This is a genomic window from Blastococcus sp. SYSU DS0510 (assembly GCF_054050835.1).
Genome location: NZ_JBJHAC010000042.1, coordinates 1 through 17,038 on the forward strand (window position 1 = coordinate 1; position 17,038 = coordinate 17,038).

Sequence of the window (17,038 nt, forward strand, 5' to 3'; positions counted from 1 at the left end):
TCGGGGTGGACGCCACAGCCACGCGCCGCGAGTCCCAAATGCACCTGGGCCGCGACACGGTCGTGCTGTTCTACACCGACGGGCTGGTCGAGCGCCGCGGCTCCGACCTCGATGCCGGCACGGCCCGCCTGCAGGACACCTTGGCCGAACTCGCCGGCCGGGACCTGGACGGGTTGTGCGACGAGCTGCTGGCCCGGATGCTGCCCGACGCGCCCGACGACGACGTCGCTCTGGTCGCGGTGCGGCTGCACCCGCAGGACCGGCCGCGCCCGGCCGAGGCCGGTCCCGAGCGGGTGCCACCGAACCTGCCGGCCGACTGACCCCTGGTGTCCCTGCCGCGGAAAGGCCGAGGTGAACTGGTGCATCGCGCGCGGCGGCACACTCGTGACGTCTACCAGTCGCACCGCCCTTCCGGCGGATCGGCATGCCTGCCTCTCCGCTCCTGGCCGCGGCGATGGCCAGCGCGGAGCAGACCGAGACGGGTGCGGGTACCGGCGACCATCGGCGGCCGGGGCTAACGTCATCAGCCGCGAGTTCGGCCGCTGTACGCCATCGACCACAGCCTGGGTGCCACCGGACAGCCGGGGCCGGCTCGTGCACCACAGTCGGTCGAACCTCGGAAGGCACGTTGGGCAACGACCTGTGGGGCCACCGCCATCCGCCGCCACCCTGCGCGGACACCGTCCGCGTCGGACGGTGGGAGCCAGCCGGCCTCGTAGACCTGACGAGCGCCCGACGGCGACTCGCCGCCGACCTGACGCATGCGGCCGGCGCCGACGGCGGGGCCGTGGAGCGGTTGCTGCTCGTGTTCGAGGAGATCGGCTCCAACGCGCTGCGACATGGCGGGGCTCCTGTGGACATCACCGTGTGCAGCTTCAGCCACTACTGGCTGTTGGAGGTCGGGGACACCGACGTCAGCACGCCGCCGACCCCGGCCGTCGATCGGGACGCCGCGGACGGTGGGCTGGGCCTGTACCTGGTCGGGCAGATCTGCGGAGCCCACGGCTGGTACGTCGACGGCACCCGCAAGGTCGCCTGGGCGCGGATCGACTACACCCGGGCGGAGGCCTCGCCGGAGGTCACGGCCTCCCTGCCCGAACCGTCGCTCGCCCGGTCCGGATCCGCATCAGCCCCCTGATCGGCCCGGTGTCGGTGGTCGTCGGCGGCGCTGCGGGCGACGCGGTCCGGAAGCGCGGGCGACCGGTGCGGAGCAACAGCCACGTCAGCGCAGTCGGAGCGGACCGGCTGTGTGCACGCGTCCGCGGCCGACGTCCTTCGCGGCGTACATGGCCCCGTCGGCGGCGCGGAGGACATCGTCGAACGTCGCACGCGGTGCCGCCACCGCTACCCCGATGCTGCACGAGACCCGTACGGTTCTCCGCCCGACCCGGACCTCGTCCGTGAGGACGTGGAGGAGGTCCTCGCCCAGTTCGATGGCGGCCGTGCGGTCCGCGCCGGGGAGGACCACGGCGAACTCGTCCCCACCGAGGCGGCCGATCACGGCGTCGGGGGCGACGGTCGTCACTCGCTCCCGGAGCGCACCGGCCAGACGGATGAGCAGCTGATCACCGAGGGCGTGGCCGCCGCGGTCGTTGACGTCCTCGAACCGGTCCAGGTCGATGAACAGCACCGCTCCTCCGCCGGTGAGTGCCGCGGTGCCGGCCTCGGTGAAGTAGCTCCGGTTGGCCGAGGCCGGTCAACGGGTCCTGCCGGGCCAAGCGTTCGGTCCTGGTGCGCCACTGGGCGGCCTCGGTCGCGAGGGCGGAGAGCCGGTGGACGGTGTTCCGCAGCACGTGCAGCCGCTTCTGGTCGGCGTCCGGGGCCAGATCGTGCGCGGTCGCCGCGAGCAGGTCCAGGGTGGTTGCGAGGGACCGGCCGGTCGCCACCTCTTCCAGGGCGTGGCTCTGGGCGGCCAGCAGCCGGGCGTCCATGTCTGCGTAGCCGCCCGGCGCCGCAGGGACAGCACGACGCGGACCAGCCCGGAGAGGGTCCGCAGGACGTCCCGGTCATCGTCGGTGAACCCCCGCGGTGTGTCGTCGAAGACGCTCAGGGCACCGAGGATGAAGCCGTCCTCGTCGATCAGCGGAACGCCGGCATAAGCGGCGATGCTGCCGGTGCGCACCAGCGGATTCGCGGCGAAGACCGGGTGGGTGCGGGCGTCGGCGACCGTCATCGGCGCGCGACCGGCGACGACGTGGGCGCAGAAGGAGACCTCGTCAGGCACATGGGTGCGCGGCGCGCCCACGCCGTGCTCGGCGGGATAGCACTGCAGGTCCGGGCTCACGAGGTTGATGACCGCGATCGGCACGTCCAGCACGCGGGCCATCTGTGCCACGAGATCGTCGAGCTCGGCGACGGCGTCGTGGCCGGCCAGCCGGTAGCTGCTGACCGCCGCCAGGTGCGCCGGGTCGGCCACGGACGCGGATACGGCGGCGGGCATCAGCGGGCTCGGTGCGGCGGGCACGGGAGGACTGTCGGGATTCCCTGCGGGGACCTTGAGGGAGCCGGCACCCAGAGGGGTGAGCGGGCGACCATCCCGCTCACGGTAGCCGGGGCACCGACCTCCGAGCAGTACACACAGCCCTTCCCCGCCATGCCGTTCTGGCCGGACGCAGCCATGTCATGCGAAGGTCGGTCGAGGGCAGGCCTCCGGCACCTGGATCCTCCAGACCGCAGGCTCGGGGGGACGGCGGGAGGAACGGCTGATGTCCAAGCAACCGGACTTCAACCAGCGACTGGCCGCGATCGCACGCCAGCTGGTCAGCGAGACGGACGTGCAGCACAGACTGCAGCGGATTGTCGATGCCGCCGCCGAGAACCTCGACGACGAGGTGTGGGCCAGCCTGTCGCTGGTGCAGGAAGGCGGCGACGTGTACACCCCGGCCGCCAGCGACGACCGTGCTGCGCGGGCCGACCAGTTGCAGTACGAGCTGCAGGAGGGGCCGTGCCTGGACGCGATCTGGAAGCGGGAGACCTTCCAGATCGACGACATGACCGCCGACAAGCGCTATCCCCGCTGGGCACGGGCGGTCGCGGAGGAAACGGGTATCCGCAGCAGCCTGTCGCTGCAGCTGTTCACCGACGTGGAGCAGCAGAGCCTCGGTGCGCTCAACCTGTACTCGCCTCATCCGCAGGCCTTCGGCGCGGAGACCCGCGACGAAGGCCTGGCCTTCGCCGCGCAGGCCGCGATCGCGATACTCAGCGCCCAGACGGAGAGGCACCTGCGGTCGGGGATGGCCACCCGCAACATGATCGGGATGGCCCAGGGAATCTTGATCGAGCGGTTGCGGCTGTCGCCAGACCAGGCGTTCGGGGTGCTCAGTCGACTGTCGATGGAGAGCAACGTCAAGCTGCGGGAGGTGGCCCGCCGGTTGGTGGAGACCGGGGAGCTTCCCGGCCGGCAGCAGCGCTGAGGTTGGGGGCGACCCGACGGCCACGGATTCGGACCGCCGGATCTGGGCTGCTGGGGACCCCGGGACCCCGCGTGGCCGTGTTCCTGCCCTACCCGCATAGACGACGTCTACGAGTAGGAGTTTCAATGAACCGGCTGCGGCGGCTTCTCCACTGCTGGCAATCGGCGGGCGGACCACCACTACGACGGTGTCACCGTCGGCATGTGCCGCTGCGGTGTCCACCGCAGTGACTGGGAGAAGCCCCTCCCGGATGGGCCACTGGAAGCGGCCGGCGCGCCGATGGATGGCACCGGTGACCGATGGCCGAACGACACGGCATCGTCGCGGGACGGGCCGGCGACCGCTATCGACCGTGCGATGCGCACATTCTCGGCCATGCTCCTGCCGGTGGTCGGTCATAGCCTCCGCCCGTGAGCGAGGCAGACTTCGTTGACGTGGTGACAGCGCGGGCGCTGGGCAGCGGCTACGGCGTCACGCTCAGCTGGGCCGATGGCGCGGTCTGTCCCGTGCCGGGTTCGATGGAGGCTGTTATCCGCCGGAAAGAATAGAAGTCATGGCGGCACCGCAAAACGCCCGAACGTAGACGGTGTCGCGAGAGAGCTGTGAACGGTGTCCCGCGACACCGCGGTTGTGCGGGTGCCGGGAATCGAACCCGCACAGTCAGCTCGGAAGGCTTGGGACTCCAAGCGCCATCTTGGCTGGTCAGCGGCAAGCCAGCCGATCGTCGTGCCTTCCGCGTGCCTCACCGCCCCAGATGGCAGCCGGAGGAGCGGCTCCTCGCTGTTGCTCGAGCCGCTGCCAGTCGAGTGCTGCAGGTCGCGGATGCAACTGCGGCCACGTCGGGGCGGCGGACGCGGCTGGAGTACCGAAGCCGTGACCGCGCTGCGCCGCAACGTGCTCGTCCGATCAGCAAGTTGCTCTACACCGGCGCTGGCGCCGCCACGGTCTGGCGCCATTGCTGCCGACGCTGGCCGGAGACCGAGTCCCTGTTGTCCTCCCCGTCCGGGACGGCTCACCGGGCCGGTCATGCGGGACGGTGGTCGACGCCATGTGCACTGTCCTGCGATGTTTCCGGGGGTCCCACCGAGACAGCGTCAGTCTGCGCAGTCGACCGCGACGGCAAGGGCTCCGCAGATCTGCCGCATGCGCGCGTCGGCCAGCCGTCCGAGCCGCTCGACGAGGACCGCGACAGAGACGCTCTCGACCGAGTCCATGTTGACCACGCAGCGGCGGGGTACCGGGTCCTCGCCGGGCTCGAGGCCGACTTCGCTGACGAGGCCGCGGATCGTGGTGGTGCATGGCGCGACGAGTGCACGCCGGTGTCGGGGGATCACCGCGTCGCGGGAGAGGACGACGACCGGGCGGCGCCCGATCTCGGCCAACTGATGAGGGTCGAACCGGCCTGGAAGACGAAGACCGCGTTCGGGTCGCCACCCGCGTCCAACGTCAGGGGCACCGGACCGTTGATCTCCAGCCCCGAGGCCGACGTGTAGACGCCGGGCGTCAGTGTCTGCCCCGCCAGGTCGGCGCTGACCGGGAAGTCGGACGCTTGGCCCGCAGCGGCGAGATAGGCGGCCGTGAGGTCGTCCTTCGCGACGGCCGCGACACCGTCGTTGCTGTGGTCGGTGCCGCTCAGGACGAACGATCCCGTCACGGTCATCGCATCGTTGGGGTACGTCCCGATGTCGCCGTTGATGGTCGTCGGCCCGGTACTGGTGATGCCGGTGCCGGCCAGGACGGCGAAGGGCTCGGCCGTGCCCATCGGTACCGGGGTCGCGGTCGCCTGGGCAATGCCTGCGGATGCCAGGACCGTTGCCGAGATCGCGACCAGGGCGGCCGCTGACGCGGCACCGTAGCGCGCAGTTCTGGTCGGTCGCCGGTGGTGAGCCCGTTCGGTGCTGGTTGGGTCGATGCAGCGGTCCGACGTCACGTCGGCGCTCCCCTCTCCGACTCGTGGCGGTCGGATGTGGTGGTGCGCTGAGGACGACGCCGACGTGGTTGCCGATGCGCGAGATGCCCTCGGCGAGGAACCTATCACTCTGGGTATGCGTCTCGTTGCATTACGTGCCGCGCGTAGATGTGCTCCACGGGCGGCCGAACCGAGCCGCGGTGGTCATGTTGGCCGGGCCGGTCCCCTCCTCGACGGGACCGATTCCGCAGGCGCGGCGCCCGTCGGGTGGCCGGAGGGCGCGTAGGGTCCGGGGTGACGCCACCTCGGCGTCTAGTCCCTCCGCTGGCGGAGGGGGATCGGCGGTCCCCGATGGGACCCACCCAGGCGTCTAGGCGCACGAGCACCGTTATTGCATCCGCGCAGTCGCCACATATCGGCGACGAGCGGTTGGACCTGCACAATGCCGGCATAGACGAGCTGGCCGCGGCTGCCGGCCGGTGCGGCACGATCCACCTTCCCACCGGTCGAACCTGTCGTGCACCGGCGCGTCACGGCGATGGCTGCGACTTCGTGCTCCCACCAGGCCCCTGACGGCGGCTTGGAGCTCCGAGGGCGGCCGGTTGGCCCGCTGACACCGACGGGGCGCCTCCGCGTTCCCGCCGCCTCAGCCGTTACCGCCGGCGACAACGGCTCCCTTTCGCACTCGGCACGCCGAGGCCCCACCACCGTCGGCACCGTGCCGGCGTGATCCGCGGCATGAGGTGCGCTCCGGCGTGCCTCCTAGAGGGGAATGACCTCGATGGTCACCGCACGACGCACACTCACTCTCCGCCCGTCCCCATCCTCGCGGGCATCCGCTGACCGGATGCACCGGCTGGCCACTGCCCCGTCGGCGGGCTGACCGCGTGCCGGAAGGCTGGGCCTTCGCCGGGGAACCGCCGTCGCTGGGCTCCCCGGGGGAACCGGTCACCTTGGTCGAGGGCGCGGGCTTCTGCGTCTGCGGATCGACCGGCGACATCGTCGCGGCCGAGCCGCACGGGTTGTTCTTCCGGGACACCCGACTGCTGTCCCGGTGGGAGCTCCTCATCGACGGCGCTCCGCCGGAACTGCTGGCCCGGGTGGAGGGGGAGCCGTTTGCGACCACCTTCGTCGCCCGCGCCCGCCCTCGGGCCGGCCGCGCGGACAGCACCCTGCTGGTGCTCCGCCACCGCTACGTCGGCGACGGGATGCGCGAGGACCTGGTTCTGCGCAACCTGGCCGGCGAGCCGGTGACCTGCACGCTGACGATCACGGCCGACGCCGACTTCGCCGACCTCTTCGAGGTCAAGGAAGGGCGCGTCCAGCCGCGCGGCGAGCACGAGCTGAGCGCCGGGACCCACGGCCTCACGTTCCGCCGGCAGTGGCACGACGACGTCCGCGGCACCCGCGTGCACGCGGACGGTTGGACCGCCACCCGGGACGCAACGCTGACGATCGACGTCGTCGTCCCCCCGCGGGGCGAGTGGTCGAGCTGCGTGCAGGTGCACCCGTCTCTGGACGGCGTGGAGTCACCACCGAGGTACGCCTGCGGGCAACCGGTGGAGCACACCCTGCCTTCGCTTCGCCTGCAGCAGTGGCGCCAGGTCAATCCGGTCGTGCACACCGACCACCGCGGCCTGGCCCAGCTGCTGGAGCGCACCCGGGAGGACCTCGGTGCCCTACGCATCTTCGACCCGGAGCACCCTGACCGGATCTCCGTGGCCGCCGGAGCGCCATGGTTCATGACGGTCTTCGGGCGCGACTCGCTCCTGACGGCGTGGATGGCTCTCCTACTCGACCCCGGTCTCGCGCTGGGCACCTTGCGGACGCTGGCCCGCTTCCAGGGCACCCAGGTCGAGGCCCGCAGCGAGGAAGAGCCCGGCAAGATCCTGCACGAGATGCGGTTCGGTGCCGACTCCGCGCACTCGCTGGCCGGCGGAACTGTCTACTACGGCAGCATCGATGCCACCCCGCTGTTCGTCCAGCTGCTCGGCGAGCTCGACCTCTGGGGCGCTGACCCGGCCGACATAGCCGAGCTGCTGCCGGCGGCGGACCGGGCGCTGGACTGGATCGAGCGGTACGGCGACCGGGACGGCGACGGCTTCGTCGAATACCAGCGGGCAACCGAAGCGGGATTACTCAACCAGGGGTGGAAGGACTCCTTCGACGGCGTACCGTTCGCCGACGGCCGGTTGGCCGAGCCCCCGATCGCACTGGCTGAGGTGCAGGGCTACACCTACGCCGCCTACGTCACCCGCTCTCGGCTCGCCGAACAGGCCGGCGACCACGAAGCCGCCGAGCGCTGGGCCGATCGCGCCCGCTCCCTGCGGGAGGCGTTCAACCGCGACTTCTGGCTACCCGAGCGCGGCTGGTTCGCCCTCGGCCTCGACCGCGACAAGCGTCCGATCGACAGCCTGGCCTCGAACATGGGCCACTGCCTGTGGACGGGCATCGTCGATGAGGACAAGGCGGCGCAGGTCGCCGAGCACCTGCTATCCCCGGAGATGTTCACCGGCTGGGGCGTGCGCACGCTGGCGTCGTCCATGGCTGCCTACAACCCGATGAGCTACCACGACGGCTCGGTCTGGCCGCACGACAACGCCCTGATCGCAGCCGGCCTGATGCGCTACGGGTTCGTCGAGCACGCCCAGCGGATCGCCGGGGGACTCATCGACGCGGCGGCCTTCTTCGGCGGCCGGCTCCCCGAGCTCTTCTGCGGTTTCGACCGCGCCGAGTTCGCGGCCCCGGTCCCGTATCCGACCTCGTGCTCACCACAGGCCTGGGCGGCGGCCAGCCCGCTGCTGCTGCTGCGCACCCTGCTCCGTTTCGACCCGGCGGTCCCCGACGGCCGGCTCTGGCTCGCACCCGAACTCCCGGCTGACCTCGGAGACCTCCGGATCGAACGGGTGGCGATGGCCGGAGCACGGGTGACGGTCCGCGTGGTGGACGGCGTCAGCGAGATCTCCGGGCTGCCGGCCGGGGTCGCTCCCGTGTCCACCGCCCGTCCCGCCGTCCGCGTCGAGCGCTCACCGGCATGAACGCCGACCACAACCACAGACAGGACCACATGATCCGACCCTCGTCCCTCCGGCCGCTGCGCATCGGGATGGTCGCCCCGCCGTGGTTCACCGTCCCCCCGCGCGGTTACGGCGGTGTCGAGAACATGTGCGCGGACCTGGTCGACGGGCTGGTCGACCGCGGTCACGACGTCACGTTGATCGGAGCCGGGCTGCCCGGGACCCACGCCGGCCGGTTCATCGCCACCTACGCCGATCCGCCGAGCGCCCGGCTCGGGGAACCACTGCCCGAGGTGCTGCACAGCGCGACCGTCGCCCGCGTCCTGGACGGTCTCGAGGTGGACCTCGTCCATGATCACACCCTGGCCGGCCCCCTGCAGGCGCGTGGTCGGAGCGTCCCGACCGTCGTCACGATGCACGGCCCGGTGGCAGGCGAAGCGGGGGAGTACTACCGGCAGCTCGGCGGCACCGTCGACCTGGTGGCCATCTCCCGGGCGCAGCGCGATGCGGCTCCCGATCTGTCCTGGCTGGGCACGGTCCACAACGCCGTCGACGTCGAAAGCTTCCCGTTTCGCGCGGACAAGGAGGAGATGCTGCTGTTCCTCGGCCGGCTGCACCCGGACAAGGGCGTCCACCTGGCGATCGACGCAGCCCGCAGCGTCGGCATGCCGATCGTGGTGGCCGGCAAGTGCTCCGAGCCGCTGGAGAAGGAGTACTACCGCACGCACATCGCACCGAGGCTCGGCCCCGACGTGACCATCTTCGGCACGGCCGACGCCGTCGCCAAGCGCGACCTGCTGTCCCGTGCGGCGGCGCTGGTCTTCCCGATCCTGTGGGACGAGCCATTCGGGATGGTGATGATCGAGGCCATGGCCTGCGGCACCCCGGTCGTGGCACTGCGGCGGGGATCGGTGCCCGAGGTCGTCGTCGACGGGGTCACCGGCATCGTGTGCGACGATCCCGCGGAGCTGCCCGCGGGGATCACCGCCGCGCGCCTCATGTCCCCGGCGGACTGCCGGGAGCACGTACGGATCCGATTCGACGCCGACACGATGGTCGCCGGCTACGAGGCGCTCTACCGGAGAGCACTGCTGCGCCGCCCGCCGTCGCACCTCGACGAGGCCCGCGTCCCCGCCGGAAGGCGAGCCGTCCCGGCCGGCGCCGCAGCTTGACCCGGACCACGGCCCACCAGGAAACCCGATGTCGCAGCTGCGGGCGCACCCGGCGGGGTCCGACCGGGTCGCCCCGGCCCGACGGATTCCCGGCTGATCGGCACCCTCGCCCGGGAGGCGACCGCGGCATGGGCCGCGATCCACCGATCTCGGTCGCGGGCCGTCGGACGGGGTGGATGCTGCCCGGGCGAGGTCACCGGCTCACGAAGTCGGCGAGGTCGTGCTGCGGGTGTCAGCAGCAGCCGGCGTCCGGCGGTCCACTCCGCAATTTCCAGCAGTCATGAACGCGATGCGCGACCGACGCGCGCAGAAGCGATTCGAGCGCCACCGGAGCATCACGTGGTCATGTCGGCCCGTATCAGGAAGTGAACAGTGCGCCGACCTGGCCGACGAGATGGAAGTGCCCCACCGACCACATGGCCCCTGCTGCCACGAGCAGACCGCTGACGGTGATCGCGCCGGGTCGAAGCGGGTGCCCGACGAGCGTGCCCCCACGCCCGGCGGGCCTTGGTCCGAAAGACGCCGAAGAGCCGCCGAGCCCAGGGGAACTCGGTGGACCACACATACAGCCCCAGCAGGATCGGGGGAAGGGTGCGCGGGCCGGGAAGCACGGTCGGGACGACGCCGGTGAGGATGCAGAGCAGCCCTACCGCGAAGACAGCTGCCCGCCAGAGCGGCCCCAGCACTGACCGCTGGCGGATCCGGTTTCGAACCCGCACAGTCAGCTTGGAAAGCTCGGGACTCCAAGCGTCATCTGTGCTGGTCAGCGCCTTCCGGCGGACGTCGTGCCTTCCGCGTGCCTCAGCCGCGCGATCGCGACCACGCTCACTTAAGCGAATGCGGGCTGGTCCGGCGGCCAGGACTACACCTACCTGCCCTCGTCGTGACCTTCTTTTCTCAGCGTCGTTCGTGCAGGGCTTGGGCGTCATTCATGGCGGCGACGCCCGGGACGTAGTCGACGGCGTAGCCAGCAGTCGCCCAGGACAGTCGCTCGTCCCAATCTGGACGTGGTGCAACCGCCCACCAGCTGATCTTGGAGTTGTAGGACCACCGGCCGGTCGCCGGTCCGTCGTGATAGAGGACGTCGCCCCTCTTGGCGAGCGATGCCAGGTAGCCCGCCAGGAAGGCAGATGGGGTATTGCGCTTGTCCGTCAGGGCCGTGTGGCCGAAGCGGCTGACGAGGCTAGCAAAGTCGGCAGGCCGACGCATCGCATACGCGCGTTCCACCAGGCCGCACTCGACCCAGCGACCGGCGAAGGTCCTGACGGCGGCCGGCAACTCCGTGGCCAGCTACAATCCGGCGGCCAGCCCGCTCCCCCCGGGCCCCGCTTCGACAGGGGGAACTCGGGGCCAGGTGTGCGGGCCCTCCCGGGGGTGGCCACGCCGCTCGCACGTGAAGATCAATGAGCCGTCCCCGTCCCCCGTGGGGACGCCGCGCACATCCTCGTCGGCATGAAACGGACAGACCTCACGCACTACCGACATGGCGAACATCCCCCCAGCAGCAGGCGCCCAGATCGGACCTCCCCTGCGCACTACGGTAGGTACCGCTAGGTGTACCGAGCCATCAGGTTGGTGCCAGTCGGCTGATCGGGGGTTCCCCGCCAAGTGCGCTGTGGCGGCGTTGAGTGTTGTAGTGCTCCAGCCAGGGAGCAAGGGCGGCAGAGCGCTCGGCGTTGCTGGTGAAGGGCTGCCGGTAGGCCCACTCGGTGACCAGGGTCCGGTTGATGCGTTCGACTTTGCCGTTCTGCCATGGGCAGTGCGGCCTAGTGAACTTCTGCTTGGCGCCGAGCGCGGCGCAGACCTCGCGCAGGGAGTACTTGTAGGCCCAGGCGTTGTCGGTCATGAGCCGTTCGATCCGGTCGATGCCGTGGGCGGCGAAGTAGGCCGCGGCGCGGGTCAGGAACGCCGCGCAGGCGGTGCCTTTCTCGTCGGGCAGGATCTCGGAGTAGGCGAGCCGGGAGTGGTCATCGACCAGGGAGTGGACGTAGTCATAGCCGGGGCCGCGCTTCTCTGAGCGCTGGGCGCGGCTGCGGTCGGCGGTGACTGCGATGCGGCCGTGGGCCCGCCAACCACCGCCGTCGGGGATGCGTGCGAGCTTCTTGACGTCCATGTGGACCAGCTCGCCGGGCCGGGCCCGCTCGTAGCGGACCGCCGTCTGCTTCGAGGACCGGATCACCTCACCGGTCATCGGGTCCAGCGCGGCCAGCCGGGGTTGCCCGTGGCGGAGCAGGACACGGGAGACCGTGCGGGCCGGCACCCCAGCTCCGCCCCGATCCAGGCCGGACCCCGGCGCTCGGCACCGCGCAGCTCGACGATGCGCTGTTCCACCTCGGCCGTCGTGCGCCGGGGGCTGGTGTGCGGGCGGGACGACCGGTCGACTAATCCGGCCTCGCCCTCGTCCACGAAGCGGGTGATCCAGGTCCGCACGCACTTGCGCGAAAGCCCCATCGCCGCGGCGATGTGCGCCTTCGTCCACCCCTGCTGCCACCGCTGGACGATCAGTTTCCGGCCGTGGAAGGTGGTGCGGGCATTACCGTGGGACACGAGAACCTCCGGGCGGATGTGGGCCTTAGACAAGCCACACCCCACTCGGAGGTTCTCCTGCTTTCAAGTCCGCCGGCCGTCACCAACTGAACCGCCCCGGCATGTCCGGAGACTCAGCTGTCTGTGACCCCGGCGGTCGTCAGAGTCGGTTGTTGAGCGTAGTGAGCGGCCTCCATCTGGGCCGGGGCATGTCGCCGCAGTACTGGTAGAGCCGTCGGTGGTTGAACCAGTCGACCCATTCGGCGGTGGCGACTTCGACCTGGTCGACGCTGCGCCAGGGCCCGCGGGCCTTGATCAGTTCGGTCTTGTAAAGCCCGTTGATCGTCTCGGCCAGGGCGTTGTCGTACGAGGAGAGCACGACCCCCATCGACGGCCGGATGCCGTCGGCGGCCAGCCGTTCGCTGTAGGCCACCGAGGTGTATTGACTGCCGTGGTCGTGGTGGGCGATCACCCCGCTGACGTCGCGTCCTTCGCGCCCTCGGGTCCACACGGCGTGCTCCAGGGCGTCCAGCACCAGCTGAGCGGTCATCGTCGTCGCTGAGCGCCAGCCGATGATGCGGCGGGCGTAGGCGTCGATCACGAACGCCACGTACACCCAGCCGGCCCACGTCGAGACGTAGGTGAAGTCGGCTACCCACAGCCGGTCCGGTGCCAGCGGACCGAATCGGCGTTCCACCAGGTCGGTCGGGCGCGCGGCAGCGGGGTCGGCGATCGTGGTGCGCTTGACCTTGCCGCGCACGGCCCCGGTCAGCTGCAGCTCGCCCATCAGCCGCTCGACGGTGCACCGGGCGATCGGTGGCGCGCCGGCGGAGCGTTCGCGGTTGAGGGCCAGCCACACCTTCCGGGCGCCGTAGACGCCGTAGTTGGCTGCGTGCACCCGGGCGATCTCGGCCCGCAGAGTCGCGTCCCGCAGCTGCCGCTTGGACGGCGTGCGGGCGCGGTGTTCGTAGTAGGTCGCGGGGGCGATCGTGGCGCCCAGCTCGATGAGCTGGGCGCAGATCGTCTCGACACCCCAACCCAGACCCTCGGGTCGTTCACCGACGTGGGTGTCGATGAACTCCACGATCAGCGGGATGGCCGGTCGAGTTCGGCCGCAGCGACCCGTCCCATCGCCGCCCAGTCCGAGCCGTGATCGGACCGGACCTCAGCGACCATCCGCACCGCCCGCTCACGCAACTCGGCGGAGTACCTCCTGGTCGAACTTTCTGCCATGACTCCATCCTTCCCAAGCGATGAAGTCTCCGGACATGCCGGGGCGGTTCACAGGTCGCCGGTAGCCGTTCCCTGCCGGAACGAGTCAACGGGGACTGGGGGCAAGGGGCAGTCCCACCCACCGATCAGCCTCTTGACCGACCTCCCTGGTCAGTACACCTAGACCACACCTAGACCCCGGCCTGTGGGGCGCCGGAGCGCGGTGCGAGGGCCGCGGACCTTGTCACGGCCAGCTCGAACCAGACGGTCTTGGCGTCGCTGCCGCGGGTGCGGCGCACACCCCAGCGGTCGGCGAGCAAACCGATCAGCTGCAGGCCGCGCCCGTGTTCGTCGGTGACCTTCGGGGAGCGCAGGACGGGGTAGCCGTGACCGTCGTCCGTCACCCCGATGCAGACCCGCTCCGCGGACAGGCGCTCTACCGAGACGGCGAGGTCGGCACCGCCACTGTGGCGGATCGCGTTGGTGACCAGCTCGGAGACCAACAGCTCCGCAGTTTCTCGCAGCTGTTCCGGAAGGTCGGCAAGGGCTTCGGCCACGTGGCGGCGGGCGGCCGGCACCGAAGGCGGGTATGCGGAGAACGTGCGACTGGGCATCTCAGTCGCCGGCCAGGCCGAGGTGGGCGCCGAGGCCCAAGGCGAGCACCACGCGGCGCACCGCCGGGGTGGGATGCGCGAGCTCGACGCGGTGGAAGTGATTGGCGATGCGGACGAGCACCGCAACCCCGGTCGAATCCAGGAACCGTAGGTCGCCGGCGTCGATGCGCACCGGCTGCGGCGGCATGCCCAGCAGCCGGTCGAGGGCCGGACGCACGTCGGGCAGGCCGGCCAGATCCAGTTCACCACCGAGCCGGACCAGCAGCGGGCCGCCGTCGCCGCCGGCCTCGACGTCCAGCCGCGCCCGCGCTCCGGCGGCTATCTCGTCCACCGCAGACCCATCAGCACAGTATCGTCCTGCCCGCCGTCCACTGTCATCCGCTCCATCAGGTGATCGACGAGGGCCTCCAGTGGCTGGTCGGCAGCGCCGGCCGCGGCCTCACGCAGCCGGTCCAGTCCGATGTCGAGCAACTCGTCGCGGCGTTCCACCAGGCCATCGGTGTACGCCAGCAGGGTGGAGGCCTCTGGTAGGTGCACCACCGTGGCGGCCGCGGTGCGGGCAACTCCGACGCCGATTGGCGGCGTGATCGGGCAGTCGATCGGTTCAGCGCGGCCGGCGGTCACCAGCAGCGGCGGGAAGTGCCCGGCGCACAGTACCCGCAGCCGGTGGGCTGTCGTGTCCAGCTCGGCGAGGAGCACTGTGGCGAACTGGTGGTCGGTGTCGACGTGGAGGAGCCGGTCCAGCTGTGCCATGACCGTTTCGATGTCGTGGCCTTCGGCGACGTAGGCGCGCACCGCGAAGCGCAGCGCGGCCATCGTCGTGGCCGCGGGCAGTCCCTTGCCAGAGATGTCACCGACGACGAACACGAAGCACCCAGATCCGCGCGGGATGACGTCGTACCAGTCTCCGCCGACGTCGAGGTCGTCGACACCGGCGACGTAGCGGGCGGCGACCTCGAGTTCGTCGAGCCGTGGCAGCTCTGGCAGGAGGGAGTGCTGCAGGGTGCCGGCGATGCCGCGCTGCTGGCGGTAGAGCCGCCCGTTCTCGGCGGCCAGCTGTTCGGCTATCCCGCGTCGCCGGGACAGGGTCTCCACGCCCGCCGCGCTGGCTAGCGCCAGGGCAGCGCCGACGCCGACGACGATCCACGGCAGCGCGGTCGCCAGCCCACCGATCAGGGGTGACTGGGCGGATCCGACGATGGTCAGAATGGTGTTCCCGAACGGGGTGGTCGCCGTCTCGGTGTCGCCGCGGATCGGTGTCGGGGCGGTGGCCAGGATCAGCTGCGTCGGGTCGGTGGCCTCGCCCAGGTAGACGGCGAAGTCCAGGCCGCGAAAAGGAGTGTCTTCCGACGTCTCGGCCTCGGGTCGGGGCTCGGGGTTCACCAGCGTTTCGGCGTAGACGATCAGCCCGGAGGTGTCGCCGGCGGGCGTCAGCGCGTAGGCCAGCCGGGGTTGCTCGCCGGGCAGCAGTCCGGCCACTGCCAGCTGTCCGTCCGGCTCGAGGCCGGTGAAGAACGGGTCGTCCAGTCCGCCGTCGGGCAGTCGTGGGTCCTGGCCCTCGGTGGCCAGCAGCTCCACCTCGCCGTCGGTGCTGCGCAGCAGCGACAGCACGGCGAGGGACTCGTTGCTGATGATCCGTGCAGCGGCGAACCGCTGGAAGGGGCCGGGGGCGGCGTCGGTGGCGATCGCGACCTGCCCGGCGTCGGCCAGCTGCACCTGCAGACTGCCGACCCCGCTGCTCAGGACCGTCGCGGCCTGCTCCACCTGCCGGTCGAGCAGGTCCCGGTTGGCGTCGTTGGTCACCCGCGCCGCCAGCCACGCCAGCACGCCGGCGATCAAGACGACCGCGACGGCGACGAGGGCGCTGGTGCGGTGCAGCGCGGGGCGGCGGGACATCGTGCCCTGAGGGTATCGGTCGCGCGCTGCCCAGGGCCGGTACCCGGAGGCGTTCGTGGGTATGGAGCGCCCCGCGGACCCGATCGTCGTCGGCCCCGGGGTGTCGAGATGTCGCGGGGTCACTTGTGAGGGGTGCCATGCGACACCAGAGTGGAGCGGGTGACGGTTCCAATCGTCGCAGTGCGCTTGGATGGTTGCGCGCGCTGGGTGTGATGTCGCAGGACATCGGCATAGCCCGGACCCACGATTCGTGGGTCCGGGCTAGCGCTTTTTCGGGGTGAGGCCGGGTGCTCGGCTGGTGCGCTGGTAGTCGCGGGTGGGGTCGATGGTGAGCTCGCGGAGCAGTTCGCCGGTGGCGGCGTCGATGACGCGGACGTGCAGGTCCTGGACGAGCAGGTGGACGTGGGTTCCGGTGTGGGTTCGGCCGACGCCGATGTGGTGCAGGCGGCCGGCCAGGCGGAGGGTGACGCAGCCGGTTTGGTCGATCTTGTCGGTGCGGACCCGGTGGTGGGAGTCGGGATCGGTGCCGGGTCCGGCTTTGGGTCGGGCGGCGTAGGCGGTCGCGGGGTGGCCCGCTGCGGTAGCGAGCGGTGCGGGCGGTGGGCGTTGTAGGCATCGACGAAGACGTCGAGCAGTGCCTGCAGGTCAGCGGTCGTGGCTGGTTGGGCGGGTTGGGCGCGCAGCCATTTCTTGAGCGTCTGCTGGAAGCGTTCGACCTTGCCGCAGGTGGTGGGGTGGTTGGGGCGGGAGTTCTTCTGGGTGATGCCTAGCCGGCGCAGCTCGGTCTCGAGGTGGTTGCGTCCGCCGCGGCCGCCGGCGAAGCGGGTGGTGTAGACCATGCCGTTGTCGGTGAGCGTGGAGGCGGGATAGCCGTGCTGGGCTGCGGCGTTGGTGAAGGTGGCGAGCACGATCGGGCCGGTGATCCGGGCGTGGGCGGTGACGTGCAGGGCTAAGCGGGAGTGGTCGTCGAGCCAGGTGATGACCTCGGTGTCGGCGCCGGTGGTCAGCCGGTAGTGGGTGAAGTCCGACTGCCAGGTCTCGTTGGGTTGTTCGGCGGCGAAGCGGATGTAGGAGGACTTCGGGCGCTTGGCCGGCTCGGGGACGACGGCGCCGTGCCAGGTGAGGATTCGGTGGATCGTGGCCCGGGACAGGGTGTCCCGCGCCGGGTTCAGTGGAGGCTCTGAACTGACGCTCCGGCGGGTGTCGGGGCGGGGTTGTGACGGTAGTAGGTGCCCTCGTACTCGGCGGACGGGATCAGGCCGATCTCGCCGTGCAGTCG

At 70.9% G+C, this 17,038-nt stretch carries 16 protein-coding genes and 2 pseudogenes; 6 read left to right on the forward strand and 12 right to left on the reverse strand.

Annotated elements, in window-relative coordinates:
- Together ACI79P_RS21245 and ACI79P_RS21250 are read left to right on the forward strand one after the other, a co-directional pair.
- The coding region (locus tag ACI79P_RS21245; protein WP_456583049.1) for a SpoIIE family protein phosphatase at nucleotides 1–320 on the forward strand (320 nt) is incomplete at its 5' end.
- 134 nt (nucleotides 321–454) lie between these two features.
- On the forward strand, nucleotides 455–1,138 hold the full coding sequence (locus ACI79P_RS21250) for an ATP-binding protein (RefSeq protein ID WP_456583050.1): 684 nt from the start codon (nucleotides 455–457) through the stop codon (nucleotides 1,136–1,138).
- A gap of 84 nt (nucleotides 1,139–1,222) precedes the next feature.
- Here ACI79P_RS21250 and ACI79P_RS21255 read toward each other — a convergent pair whose 3' ends face one another.
- A complete protein-coding gene (locus ACI79P_RS21255; protein ID WP_456583051.1) occupies nucleotides 1,223–1,630 on the reverse strand; it encodes a GGDEF domain-containing protein in 408 nt (135 codons plus the stop codon).
- A 66-nt stretch (nucleotides 1,631–1,696) separates the two neighbouring features.
- Complete coding sequence (locus ACI79P_RS21260) at nucleotides 1,697–2,464, reverse strand: GAF domain-containing protein (protein WP_456583052.1); 768 nt, start codon at nucleotides 2,462–2,464, stop codon at nucleotides 1,697–1,699.
- A gap of 241 nt (nucleotides 2,465–2,705) precedes the next feature.
- Here ACI79P_RS21260 and ACI79P_RS21265 point away from each other — a divergent pair, with 241 nt between their 5' ends.
- Nucleotides 2,706–3,413 carry an ANTAR domain-containing protein gene (locus ACI79P_RS21265; protein WP_456583053.1) on the forward strand — a complete coding sequence of 236 codons (708 nt, stop codon included), beginning with the start codon at nucleotides 2,706–2,708 and terminating at the stop codon, nucleotides 3,411–3,413.
- A gap of 410 nt (nucleotides 3,414–3,823) precedes the next feature.
- Nucleotides 3,824–3,961, forward strand: a complete 138-nt coding sequence (locus tag ACI79P_RS21270) for a hypothetical protein (protein ID WP_456583054.1) — start codon at nucleotides 3,824–3,826, stop codon at nucleotides 3,959–3,961.
- Nucleotides 3,962–4,507: 546 nt separating this feature from the next.
- On the opposite strand, the gene ACI79P_RS21275 is transcribed toward ACI79P_RS21270, so the two are convergent.
- On the reverse strand, nucleotides 4,508–4,795 hold the full coding sequence (locus ACI79P_RS21275) for a type II toxin-antitoxin system PemK/MazF family toxin (protein WP_456583055.1): 288 nt from the start codon (nucleotides 4,793–4,795) through the stop codon (nucleotides 4,508–4,510).
- Nucleotides 4,744–5,343 (reverse strand): ice-binding family protein, encoded by a 600-nt coding sequence (locus ACI79P_RS21280; protein ID WP_456583056.1) that lies wholly within the window; start codon nucleotides 5,341–5,343, stop codon nucleotides 4,744–4,746. Before ACI79P_RS21280 ends, ACI79P_RS21275 begins: the two co-directional genes overlap by 52 nt.
- Nucleotides 5,344–6,209: 866 nt before the next feature.
- On the opposite strand from ACI79P_RS21280, the gene ACI79P_RS21285 reads away from it, so the two are divergent.
- Together ACI79P_RS21285 and ACI79P_RS21290 are read left to right on the forward strand one after the other, a co-directional pair.
- Nucleotides 6,210–8,360 carry an amylo-alpha-1,6-glucosidase gene (locus ACI79P_RS21285; protein WP_456583057.1) on the forward strand — a complete coding sequence of 717 codons (2,151 nt, stop codon included), beginning with the start codon at nucleotides 6,210–6,212 and terminating at the stop codon, nucleotides 8,358–8,360.
- Nucleotides 8,361–8,389: 29 nt separating this feature from the next.
- Nucleotides 8,390–9,511, forward strand: coding sequence for a glycosyltransferase family 4 protein (locus ACI79P_RS21290; RefSeq protein WP_456583058.1), 1,122 nt, complete (start codon nucleotides 8,390–8,392; stop codon nucleotides 9,509–9,511).
- 335 nt (nucleotides 9,512–9,846) lie between these two features.
- Here the strand turns inward: ACI79P_RS21290 and ACI79P_RS21295 are convergent, their stop codons facing one another.
- The 8 genes and pseudogenes from ACI79P_RS21295 to ACI79P_RS21330 form a co-directional block, all read right to left on the reverse strand.
- A complete protein-coding gene (locus ACI79P_RS21295) occupies nucleotides 9,847–10,440 on the reverse strand; it encodes a PGPGW domain-containing protein (RefSeq protein ID WP_456583059.1) in 594 nt (197 codons plus the stop codon).
- Nucleotides 10,409–10,789, reverse strand: coding sequence for a hypothetical protein (locus ACI79P_RS21300; RefSeq protein WP_456583060.1), 381 nt, complete (start codon nucleotides 10,787–10,789; stop codon nucleotides 10,409–10,411). The genes ACI79P_RS21295 and ACI79P_RS21300 overlap by 32 nt, the downstream gene beginning before the upstream one ends.
- 289 nt (nucleotides 10,790–11,078) lie before the next feature.
- Nucleotides 11,079–12,058, reverse strand: a pseudogene (locus tag ACI79P_RS21305) (IS481 family transposase).
- A 113-nt stretch (nucleotides 12,059–12,171) separates the two neighbouring features.
- Nucleotides 12,172–13,270 (reverse strand): annotated as a pseudogene (locus tag ACI79P_RS21310) (IS3 family transposase).
- Between the two features lie 170 nt (nucleotides 13,271–13,440).
- Nucleotides 13,441–13,863 (reverse strand): ATP-binding protein, encoded by a 423-nt coding sequence (locus ACI79P_RS21315; RefSeq protein WP_456583061.1) that lies wholly within the window; start codon nucleotides 13,861–13,863, stop codon nucleotides 13,441–13,443.
- Between the two features lies 1 nt (nucleotide 13,864).
- Nucleotides 13,865–14,194 (reverse strand): STAS domain-containing protein, encoded by a 330-nt coding sequence (locus ACI79P_RS21320; RefSeq protein WP_456583062.1) that lies wholly within the window; start codon nucleotides 14,192–14,194, stop codon nucleotides 13,865–13,867.
- The gene (locus tag ACI79P_RS21325; protein WP_456583063.1) at nucleotides 14,182–15,759 is read right to left on the reverse strand and encodes a PP2C family protein-serine/threonine phosphatase; all 1,578 of its coding nucleotides are present in this window, start codon (nucleotides 15,757–15,759) and stop codon (nucleotides 14,182–14,184) included. Before ACI79P_RS21325 ends, ACI79P_RS21320 begins: the two co-directional genes overlap by 13 nt.
- A 119-nt stretch (nucleotides 15,760–15,878) precedes the next feature.
- The coding region (locus ACI79P_RS21330; protein WP_456583064.1) for a DDE-type integrase/transposase/recombinase at nucleotides 15,879–17,038 on the reverse strand (1,160 nt) is incomplete at its 5' end.

What these genes read in the sequence shown, in the direction of transcription:
- ACI79P_RS21325 (WP_456583063.1), bottom strand. Translation starts at nt 15,759, where the DNA reads ATGTCCCGCCGCCCCGCGCTGCACCGCACCAGCGCCCTCGTCGCCGTC.
- ACI79P_RS21265 (WP_456583053.1), top strand. Translation starts at nt 2,706, where the DNA reads ATGTCCAAGCAACCGGACTTCAACCAGCGACTGGCCGCGATCGCACGC.
- ACI79P_RS21315 (WP_456583061.1), bottom strand. Translation starts at nt 13,863, where the DNA reads ATGCCCAGTCGCACGTTCTCCGCATACCCGCCTTCGGTGCCGGCCGCC.
- ACI79P_RS21290 (WP_456583058.1), top strand. Translation starts at nt 8,390, where the DNA reads ATGATCCGACCCTCGTCCCTCCGGCCGCTGCGCATCGGGATGGTCGCC.
- ACI79P_RS21250 (WP_456583050.1), top strand. Translation starts at nt 455, where the DNA reads ATGGCCAGCGCGGAGCAGACCGAGACGGGTGCGGGTACCGGCGACCAT.
- ACI79P_RS21295 (WP_456583059.1), bottom strand. Translation starts at nt 10,440, where the DNA reads ATGACGCCCAAGCCCTGCACGAACGACGCTGAGAAAAGAAGGTCACGA.